Annotated in this window: 8 protein-coding genes and 1 pseudogene; 3 read left to right on the top strand and 6 right to left on the bottom strand. The window is 66.4% G+C overall.

The window, feature by feature from the left end:
- Positions 1-100: 100 nt before the first annotated feature.
- Both ACYP33_RS23825 and ACYP33_RS23820 read left to right on the top strand, forming a co-directional pair.
- Positions 101-187 (top strand): annotated as a pseudogene (locus ACYP33_RS23825) (helix-turn-helix domain-containing protein); the annotation flags it as partial.
- A gap of 105 nt (positions 188-292) precedes the next feature.
- Positions 293-970 (top strand): LysR substrate-binding domain-containing protein, encoded by a 678-nt coding sequence (locus ACYP33_RS23820; RefSeq protein ID WP_459624217.1) that lies wholly within the window; start codon positions 293-295, stop codon positions 968-970.
- A 48-nt stretch (positions 971-1,018) separates the two neighbouring features.
- Here the strand turns inward: ACYP33_RS23820 and ACYP33_RS23815 are convergent, their stop codons facing one another.
- The 6 genes from ACYP33_RS23815 to ACYP33_RS23790 all read right to left on the bottom strand — a co-directional run bounded on the left by ACYP33_RS23815 (position 1,019) and on the right by ACYP33_RS23790 (position 7,898).
- Positions 1,019-1,999 carry a D-2-hydroxyacid dehydrogenase gene (locus tag ACYP33_RS23815; protein WP_459624184.1) on the bottom strand — a complete coding sequence of 327 codons (981 nt, stop codon included), beginning with the start codon at positions 1,997-1,999 and terminating at the stop codon, positions 1,019-1,021.
- A gap of 51 nt (positions 2,000-2,050) precedes the next feature.
- Positions 2,051-2,827 (bottom strand): HpcH/HpaI aldolase family protein, encoded by a 777-nt coding sequence (locus ACYP33_RS23810; RefSeq protein ID WP_459624183.1) that lies wholly within the window; start codon positions 2,825-2,827, stop codon positions 2,051-2,053.
- Positions 2,828-2,901: 74 nt separating this feature from the next.
- On the bottom strand, positions 2,902-4,401 hold the full coding sequence (locus ACYP33_RS23805; RefSeq protein ID WP_459624182.1) for a M81 family metallopeptidase: 1,500 nt from the start codon (positions 4,399-4,401) through the stop codon (positions 2,902-2,904).
- 50 nt (positions 4,402-4,451) lie between these two features.
- Positions 4,452-5,345: an isocitrate lyase/PEP mutase family protein gene (locus ACYP33_RS23800; RefSeq protein ID WP_459624181.1), complete on the bottom strand. Its 894-nt coding sequence runs from the start codon at positions 5,343-5,345 to the stop codon at positions 4,452-4,454.
- A gap of 19 nt (positions 5,346-5,364) precedes the next feature.
- Entirely contained in the window at positions 5,365-6,699 is a 1,335-nt protein-coding gene (locus ACYP33_RS23795) for an MFS transporter (RefSeq protein ID WP_414447113.1), read from the bottom strand.
- Between the two features lie 281 nt (positions 6,700-6,980).
- On the bottom strand, positions 6,981-7,898 hold the full coding sequence (locus tag ACYP33_RS23790) for a LysR substrate-binding domain-containing protein (protein ID WP_459624180.1): 918 nt from the start codon (positions 7,896-7,898) through the stop codon (positions 6,981-6,983).
- A 101-nt stretch (positions 7,899-7,999) separates the two neighbouring features.
- Here ACYP33_RS23790 and ACYP33_RS23785 point away from each other — a divergent pair, with 101 nt between their 5' ends.
- Positions 8,000-8,785 carry a transporter substrate-binding domain-containing protein gene (locus ACYP33_RS23785; RefSeq protein ID WP_459624179.1) on the top strand — a complete coding sequence of 262 codons (786 nt, stop codon included), beginning with the start codon at positions 8,000-8,002 and terminating at the stop codon, positions 8,783-8,785.
- The last annotated feature ends 9 nt before the right edge of the window (positions 8,786-8,794 follow it).

Below are 8,794 nucleotides of genomic sequence, written 5' to 3'. Positions count from 1 at the left end.
GAATTCGTGCCGCGCCGCGCGGCGCACGTCATGGGGAAACACCTTGAATCCTTCCGCTCGCGCCATCAACGAAAACCGCCTGCGCTATTTCTTCGAAGTCGTGTCGTGCGGATCGATCCGTGGCGCGGCCGAACGGCTCGACGTCGCGGCATCGGTCGTCACGCGGCAGATCCAGCAGCTCGAGCGCGAGCTGGGTTGCCGGCTGCTCGAGCGGCGCGGGCGCAACGTCGCGCCGACCGAGGCCGCCGCGCTGGTGCTCGATCACTGCCGCGAGCGCTGGGCGAGCGAGGACATGCTGCTCGCTCGTCTCGACGAATTGCGCGGGCTGCAGCGTGGCGAAATCAGCGTGGTGGCGGGTGAAGGCTTCATCGACGAGGTCAGCCGCAACCTCAGCTTCGCGTTCTGCCGGCGTTATCCGGATATCAACCTGAAACTGGAGCAGGTCGGCAGCTATGACGTGATACCGATGGTATTGCGGGACGAAGCGCATATCGGGATTTCGTATTGCGCGCCGGCCGGCGGCGCGATTCGCGTACTCCGGGCACGGCGGCTTCCCGTCGGGCTGGTCGCGTGGCCCGATCATCCGCTGGTCAAGGCTGGCGGCCCGATCGCGTTGAGCGACGTCCTGCCCTACCGGGTCGCCCTGATGCGGGAGCAATTCGGCGTGCGCAAACTACTGACCGCCGCCGAATATGCCGATCGGATTCAGTTCACGCCGCATTTCACGTCCAATTCATTGGCCGTTCTGAAAAACCACGTCAAGGCGCGCATGGCGGTCACCTTCATGTCGGCGCGGGCAGTCGCCCGCGAAGTGGCGGCGGGCGAACTTGCCACGGTGCGCATCGAGAACGCGGTGATGGAATCGGCGGAAATCCAGTTGATCGTGCGCGCGGGACGCGTTCCGTCCGCCGCGCTGGTACAGGTGCAGCGCTGCCTCGGCGAATTGCCGTTGTTCGCCGCCGATGCGTGAGGTTCCGCGATCGGTCACGAAGCCGATCGCGGGATCGCCCGCAAGCCGCTACGCTGCCGCGACGAGATTCGTGGGTTTGCCCTGGACGAACGACGCGATGTTGTCGATCAGTTGATCGGCAAGCGCCTGAATGGCCTCGCTGCTGGCCCACGCCACATGCGGCGTGAGGATGAAGCCCGGATGCGCGAGGATCGCCTCGAACGGGTGACCCGCCGGCAACGGCTCTTCGGTGACGACGTCGAACCCGGCACCGGCGATCTGCCCGTTCGACAGGGCACGGACCAGGGCGACCTCGTCCACCAGCCCGCCGCGCGCGGTGTTGATGATGATCGCGTGTCGCTTCATCACCGACAGTTCGGCTGCGCCGATCAGACCACGGGTTGCCGCGTTCAGCGGGCAATGCAGCGTAATGACGTCCGATTCCGCCAGGACCTGCTCGAACGGCGTGTAAAGCCCGCCCATGCCCGAGCGGCCCTTGAACGCGGACATCAGGACTCGCATCCCAAGGGCCTTGGCGATGTGGGCGGTTTCCCGGCCCAGCGCGCCGTCGCCGATGATCCCGAGGGTCGCGTCCTTCAGGTCGCGAATCGGATGATCGAAAAAACAGAACTGCTCGGCTTCCCGCCAACGGCCGGCCTGTACCGATTCACGATAGGCGACCAGATTTCTGCGCAACGCGAAAATCAGTGCGAACGTGTGTTCCGGCACCGTGGTGAGCGCGTAATTCCGAATATTGCAAACCGAGATTCGGCGATCGTGGCAAGCGCCGATATCGACGTTGTCGCTGCCGGTCGCCGCGATCGCGACCAGGCGCAACCGCTGCGCGTGATCGAGGTCCCGCGCGCTCAGTTTCGCCTTGTTCGTCACGACCACGTCGGCGTCGCGAATCCGCTCGCCGACCTGCTCGGGCGCCGTGCGGTCGAACACGTGAAGTTCATGCGGAAACGGCAACGGCTTCAGATCGATGTGAGGTGGAATGGTGCCGCGATCGAGAAATACGACCTTCAGCGGATGCGAGGTAGCAGACATGTTGTTCCGGCTTGATCTGTTTTGGAAAGGGCGAATCGGTTTCCGGCCGTCTTATTGCGAGTGCGGGTGGCTGGCGAAGCGCTTGACCAGATCCCGTGCGCCCCGCGTGATAAGCGCGGTATCGCTCGTGATGCCGAACACGTCGATCGCGTCGTGCAGGCGTCGTTCGCGCTCCACCTCGTTGACGGCGAGAAAGCCGCTCGGTTTGCCGAGCCTGCGCAAGGTGGCGAGTGCCTCGTCGATCGCGGCGACGACAGCGGGATGGCCGGGTTCGCCGAGATGCCCCATCGACGCGGCCAGATCGGCCGCGCCCAGGAAGATGCCGTCGACGCCGGGGATTTCGGCGATGGGTTCGAGATTGGCCAGCCCGTCGACGCTCTCGATTTGCAGCAGCAGGCAGACGTTCTCGTCGGCGCGTCGCAGGTAGCCGGCATCGAGGCCGAAGCGCGCCGCCCGCGAATTGCCCGACACGCCGCGCCGGCCGAACGGCGGGTAGCGCGTCGCGGCGACGATCTGGATCGCCTCGTCGACGAAACGCACGTCGGGAACCAGCAAGTTCTCGACGCCGATATCGAGCAGACGCTTGAGGTAGATCGGGTCGTGTGAAGGCGGTCTGACAATCGCGCTGGTCGGAGATGCGGCCAGGATCTGAAGCTGCGCCACGATGTCCGGAGTCTCGCTGGGCGAGTGCTCGGTATCGATCAGTATCCAGTCGAACCCGCAGGCGCCCAACAGCTCCAACAGCAGGCCGCCTCCCAGGGTTGAAAACATGCCGATCTGCGCGCGCTTGCCGAGTTGTTCCTTGAAGCGGTTGTGCGTGGCTTGCATGGCGGAGCACCTCTTTGAACAAAAAAGATGAAATGGGTGCCGACGACGACGTGCCGCCGCCGTTCGGCAGTGCGTCAACGCGTTGAAAACGCCGGCCCGTTCGGACCGGTGCGCATCGACGGCGCGAGCCGTTGCCAGGGTAGATCCGTGGGGTCAGCCGCCATCGGACCGGGCGCCTTGGCCACCAGCACCGCCTGCGCGATCGGTTCGAAATCGGCCCGAAAATGCACCGAGCTTTTCACCACGACGATGCGCATGCGCTCCGGCTCGATACCCACCGCGCGAAACAGATTCCGGTCGATCATCTGCGCTTTCAGCGATGACACGCCGATCCGCACGCCGTCGATCTCCAGCCCCACGGCCGGCCCGATGCGGGTCCACAGGCCGTGCTTCATGGGGCCGCCGTAACGCAGTCGGCCGTCGGAAAGATGCGTGACCTTGAACGTCGCCTCGAGCGCCGCGTCGCCCGGGATGCCCGAGCGGCCCCCGAGCGCAAGCGTGATGGATGCACCGACCCCGGCCTGATGCGCGCGGCGCGCGGCCTCCGGGTCCCAGATCAGGCCGACGGCCGCGTCGCGCGCACCGGCTGCGAGCAGCGCCCGCACCATGCCCATGGTGTTCGAGTCGGCGCCGGCGCCGGAATTGTCCTGGGTATCGGAGATCACGACCGGCCGCGTCGCGTCATGCGCCAGACGCAATGCCTCGGCGACGGCCTCGTCGGCGCTCGACAAGCTCACCGCCCAGGCGGGCTCGTTGCCGACCACCTGGTCATACAACGCGTCCACCGCGCCAGCGAGGCTGGCGGCATCCTCGCCGTATCCCCACACCACCCCGCCACACTCCGGAAAATCCGCCGCCGGGAACCCTGGCGCAAACGACAGGCTCGCCAGGCCGCCCGCCTCCTGCCGATCGAGCAGTGCGTATGTGCTCCGCGCCGGCTCATGCTGCGTGACCATCGCGTTGATTGGAATCAGGAACGGGATGCGACGCGAGTAACGTTGCAGCGGCGCCGCGTGCCCAGACAGAAGACGGTGCAGCAGATGCGCCGCGCGCGTACCGGTCGCGGCCATGTCGACGTGCGGATAAGTACGGTAGGCGATCAGGCCGTCGGCATGATCGAGCATGGCCCGGGTGACGTTCGCATGCAGGTCGAGCGACGCGACGATGGGCACGCCCGGGCCGACCACCTCGCGCAGACGGCGCAGCAGTTCGCCCTCGGCATCGTCGATCGATTCGCACACCGCCGCGCCGTGCAGATCGAGATAGATGCCGTCGGGCTTCAGTTCACGCGCCCCCTCGACCATCTCGCCCGCGATGCGCTCGAACGCATCGTCGGTCACGTGTGCCGACGGGCACGCGCCGGCCCAGATCACGGGCTGCAGTCGATACGCGAATGCTTCGATCCCCTGAAGAAAGCCACCGATCGGCAAATTGACGTCGCGCAGCTCGAACAGCGCCTCGCCACGCCGCATCGCCGGAAAGCTTTCGCCGTCGACGAAGTTTTGATAAGTGGCCCGGGTGGGCGCGAAGGTATTGGTTTCGTGCTGGAAACCAGCAATCAGAATGCGTTTCAAGCGAAGGTCTCCCAGAGTCGTGCCTCGGCCGGCGAGGCCGTGCGGATTGCCTATGTCCGATCAGAAGGACACTGCCGCTGCGCCATGGCGCGGGCGCGCGCTTCATAGCGTCCGTAGCCGAGCGTCTCGAACAGCTCGGCACGCGCAAACGGCACCGGCCCGTCGATCCGGCCCGCGGCCAGCGCCTGCAATGCCTGGCGCATGCCTTCGATCACCGGCGTGAGGGTCGCGAACGGAAACGTGGCGAGCTTCACCCCCAGTTCCCGCGCCCGCTGCAACGAAACCGGCGCGCGCGCGTTCTCGCCCGTCATCGCGCAGAACAGCGGCCGGCCCTGCGCGGCTTCGACCGCAAGCCGCACTTGCGCGTCGTCGGCTGGCGAATCGAGCATCAGGATGTCCGCTCCTTCCTCGACGAACAGGGCGATCCGCGCGAGCGCCTCGTCGATGCCCAGCGAGGGCCGGGTATCGGTGCGCGCCAGCACCAGCATGCCGGATTCGCGCGCCGCACCGACCGCCGCGCGGACGCGGATGCGGGCCTCGTCGCGCGTCACACAGGGCTTGCCTTGCGCGAGCAGGGGGCGTGGCGAGAGCTTGTCCTCGATCATCACGGCCGCGGCTCCGGCGCGGCCATAGGCCTGCACCGTGCGCTCGACGTTCATGGCATTGCCGAAGCCATGATCACCGTCGGCAATCACCAGTGCTGTCGGCACGGCGTCGCGCACCATGCGCAACGCGTCGATCATCTCGGAGAACGTCAGCAGGTCGAGATCGGGACCGCCGAGCCGCGCGGCGGCCAGGCACAGGCCGGAGAGGAACAGCGTGCGGAAGCCCGCCTCGACACTCAAGCGGGCGCTCAGGCCATCCCATACGGACGGCGCGGCGATCAAGCCGGCGGCGGCGAGTTGCGCCCGCAGCGCTTGAGGCGGCGTGGGTTCGGCGCTCACCGGCCGGGATACGACAGCATCAGACATCATTCAAAGCCTCCACACGTTGCCCAACCGGCAACCGATTGAGCAGGATCGATACGCCACCCGCGAGCAGGATCGCGGCCATCACGAACAGGCCGCTTTGCATCGAGCCGGTGGTGCTCTTGAGCCAGCCGATCAGCGAGGGGCTGAGAAAGCCCCCGAGCAAGCCGATGCTGTTGATCAACGCGATCCCGCCCGCCGCCGCGGTGCCCTTCAGATAGCCGGTGGGAATCGACCAGAACACCGCGTAGCCGAGATAGATACAGACGGCTGCCGCACTCATCACGGCCAGCGTGCCCGCCACGCTGTGCTCGACAAGCGGCGCGAGCAGCACCAGGGCCGCACCCGCCAATACCGGCAACGCACTATGCAGACGACGCTCTCGCGTACGATCCGAGTGGCGCGCAAGCCACGGCACCAGCAGCAGCACCGCGAGATAGGGCACGGCGGCGTACCAGCCGAGCACCGTATTGCTCACGCCGGCCGCCTTCAGCATGGTCGGCAACCAGAAACTGACGGTGTAGATGCCGCAGATCAGGCAAAAATAGCTGAATGCCATGGCGTAGGCGCGCGGATCTTTCAGCGCCGCACTGAAAGCGTGATGGCGTGTGCCCGTTTCGGTCGCGCGAATATGCTCGGCAAGCACGGCCCGGTCGCCATCGGTGAGCCAGTTGGCGTGTTTCGGGGTGTCGTCGAGATAGGCCAGCGTCAGCACGCCGAGCAGCACGCTGGGCACGCCTTCGCAGAGGAACAACCACTGCCAGCCGGCCAGCCCGTGCGCACCGTTGAACGTATTCATCACCATCGAGGCCAGCGGGCCGCCGATCAGGCCGGCCAAGGGGCCGCCCATCAGCACGATCGCCATGACCCGCGCGCGGCGCGCATCCGAATACCAGAACGTCAGGTACAGGATCATGCCGGGTGCGAACCCGGCTTCGAATACGCCGAGCAGAAAACGCAGGAAATAGAAGCTCCTCGCATCGTGCACGAACAACATGCACGACGAGGTAATGCCCCACAGGATCATGATCCGGCTGATCGTCTTGCGTGCGCCGACCCTGCCCAGCATCAGATTGCTTGGTACTTCGAACAACATGTAGCCGAGAAAGAACACCCCCGCGCCAAGCCCGTAGACGGCGTCGCTCATGCCCAGCGCCGGCTGCATCTGCAGCTTCGCGAAGCTGATGTTGATACGGTCGAGGGAGGCCATTACGTAGCACAGCAGCAGAAATGGCAGGAGCCTCCAGTTCACGCGCCGGTATAGTGCGTCGAGCGTGGAGCCGGGCTCGGCGAACACGGTGTCGCCGAGTGCGACGCGAGGCGATTTCATGGCGCTCTCCCTGAGTCTCGATGATTGTTTTCGAACACGATGGCGGCGGCGCGTTTTCCAACGAAACGCGGCCAGACGATCGAGTCATTGTGCAGGGAGGGATCGGCGGAAACAATATGACTCGCCACGCGTTTTCGTTGCCCGACGGGCAACGATGGATCGCGCCGTACGGCGGTCCTGACGCGCATCTCGACGATTCGCCGGACCGGGAGGACGTGTCGCCCGATCGTCGAATCGACGCGTCCGGCTTCCGTGAAATGGCGGCCCGCTTCAGGCGCGCTTCAGGCCCGCGTCATCCGCGCATAGGACGCGATCATCGTCGCCAGCTCCTGCGCGGCGGGCGTGAGCGGCACGCTGGCCCGTTGCAGCAGGCTGACGGTCGATGCGGCCGCCCGCTCGACGATCTCGATCGACGCAAGCTCCCCGCCGAACAGCCGATGCCGCGTGACGATCGACGGCTCCAGCGACAGCCAGTCGGTTTCGACGATCAGATGCAGCGTGTCGAACAGCGCCTCGGTGGTGGCCACGATGCGCGGCGGCGCCAAACCCTGCGCGGCGAACATGTCCGTCAGCCGATTGACAGGCGGCGCCGTGGTCGCGCCCGGCTGGCGCGTCGCGATCCAGTCGCACCGCGCCAGCTCGGCGAGCGTGCGGGCATGCCGGAGCGGATGCTCGCGCCGGCACACCACCACCGGGTCGGCCGGAAACAGCGCGGTGACCGCCAGGTCCGACGCGTCCGTCCTGGCGCCGACCAGCGCCACAGCGAAATCGAGCGTGCCGTCGCGCAACCACGAGATCATCTTGCGCGAGGTGCCATTGACCAGATGAATCGACACGCGCGGAAAGCGCTCGCAGTATTGCGTGAGCACCGGCGCGAGGGTCTGGATCATCGGCTCGGTGGTCATGCCGAACGTCACGCTGCCGGTGAACTCGCCCCGCAATTGCCGCATCTCGTCCTCGGTGCGCTCGCATTCGCCGAGGATCGCGCCGGCCCGCGCGAGCAGGCGCTCGCCGAACACGGTCAGGCCGATGCCGCGGTTGGTGCGCGTCAGCAGCGGCGCGCCGAGTTCGAGTTCCAGATTCTGCAACTGCTGGGTGATGCTGCTTTGGGCCAGATGCAGCGCACGGGACGCGCCGCGCAGGCTGCCCTGCTCGGCCACCGCCGAGAAGATGCGCAATTGCGCGAGCGTCATTGGCATGATTCGGTGATCGGAAAAAACGATCATGATAGCGACATCCGCACTTTTCCCGGCATTTTGCACACCATAGGATCGGGGCCTGTTCCAAGGAGAGCCCCACCATGAACCCGTTTCTTCGCGCCGCCCTGGGCGGCCTGTTCGCAATCAGCCTGCTCGGCGCGGCGGGCATCGCGCAGGCGGCCGATCCGGGCGTGCTGCGCTTCGGCATCGATCCGACCTATCCGCCGATGGATTCGAAGGCGCCGAACGGCAGCGTGCAGGGCTTCGACGTGGATCTCGGCAACGAAATCTGCCGGCGCCTGAATGCGCGCTGCAAGTGGGTGGAGCTGGAATTCTCGGGGATGATCCCGGCGCTGGCCGCGCGCAAGATCGACGCGATCCTGTCCGCGATGGCGATCACCGACAAGCGCGCCCGGCAAATCGCGTTTTCGTCGAAGCTCTATCAGTTCAAGTCACGCCTCGTGGCGCGCAGCGGCTCGGCGCTCGGCACCGATACGGCCTCGCTGGCCGGCAAGCGGATCGGCGTGCAGTCGGGCACGCAGTTCGAAAGCTATGCGCTGGCCAACTGGGCGCCGCACGGCGTGAACGTCGTGCAATACAAGAGCCAGGACGACGTGTTCGCGGATCTCGTGGCCGGCCGGATCGACGGCGCGCTGCTGGGCATGGTCGAGGCCGATCAGGGCTTCCTGCGCACGCCGCAAGGCAAGGGCTTCCAGTTGGTCGGCCAGCCGCTGTCGATGGGCGACCACGGCGTGGGCATCGGGCTGCGCAAGGACGATGCGCCGCTCAAGGCGTCGATCGACGCCGCCATCGCGTCGATGCTGGCCGACGGCACCTATGCGCGCATCGCCCATCGCTATTTCTCGTTCGATCCGCGCGGCGACTGAGCACGCTGC

Source organism: Burkholderia sp. 3C, from assembly GCF_054589155.1.
This window is presented reverse-complemented; position numbering and strand designations above follow the sequence as displayed.

Excerpts from the sequence above, each read along its gene's own strand:
- ACYP33_RS23820 (WP_459624217.1), top strand. The coding sequence starts at position 293 with ATGCTGCTCGCTCGTCTCGACGAATTGCGCGGGCTGCAGCGTGGCGAA.
- ACYP33_RS23815 (WP_459624184.1), bottom strand. The coding sequence starts at position 1,999 with ATGTCTGCTACCTCGCATCCGCTGAAGGTCGTATTTCTCGATCGCGGC.
- ACYP33_RS23810 (WP_459624183.1), bottom strand. The coding sequence starts at position 2,827 with ATGCAAGCCACGCACAACCGCTTCAAGGAACAACTCGGCAAGCGCGCG.
- ACYP33_RS23795 (WP_414447113.1), bottom strand. The coding sequence starts at position 6,699 with ATGAAATCGCCTCGCGTCGCACTCGGCGACACCGTGTTCGCCGAGCCC.
- ACYP33_RS23790 (WP_459624180.1), bottom strand. The coding sequence starts at position 7,898 with ATGCCAATGACGCTCGCGCAATTGCGCATCTTCTCGGCGGTGGCCGAG.
- ACYP33_RS23785 (WP_459624179.1), top strand. The coding sequence starts at position 8,000 with ATGAACCCGTTTCTTCGCGCCGCCCTGGGCGGCCTGTTCGCAATCAGC.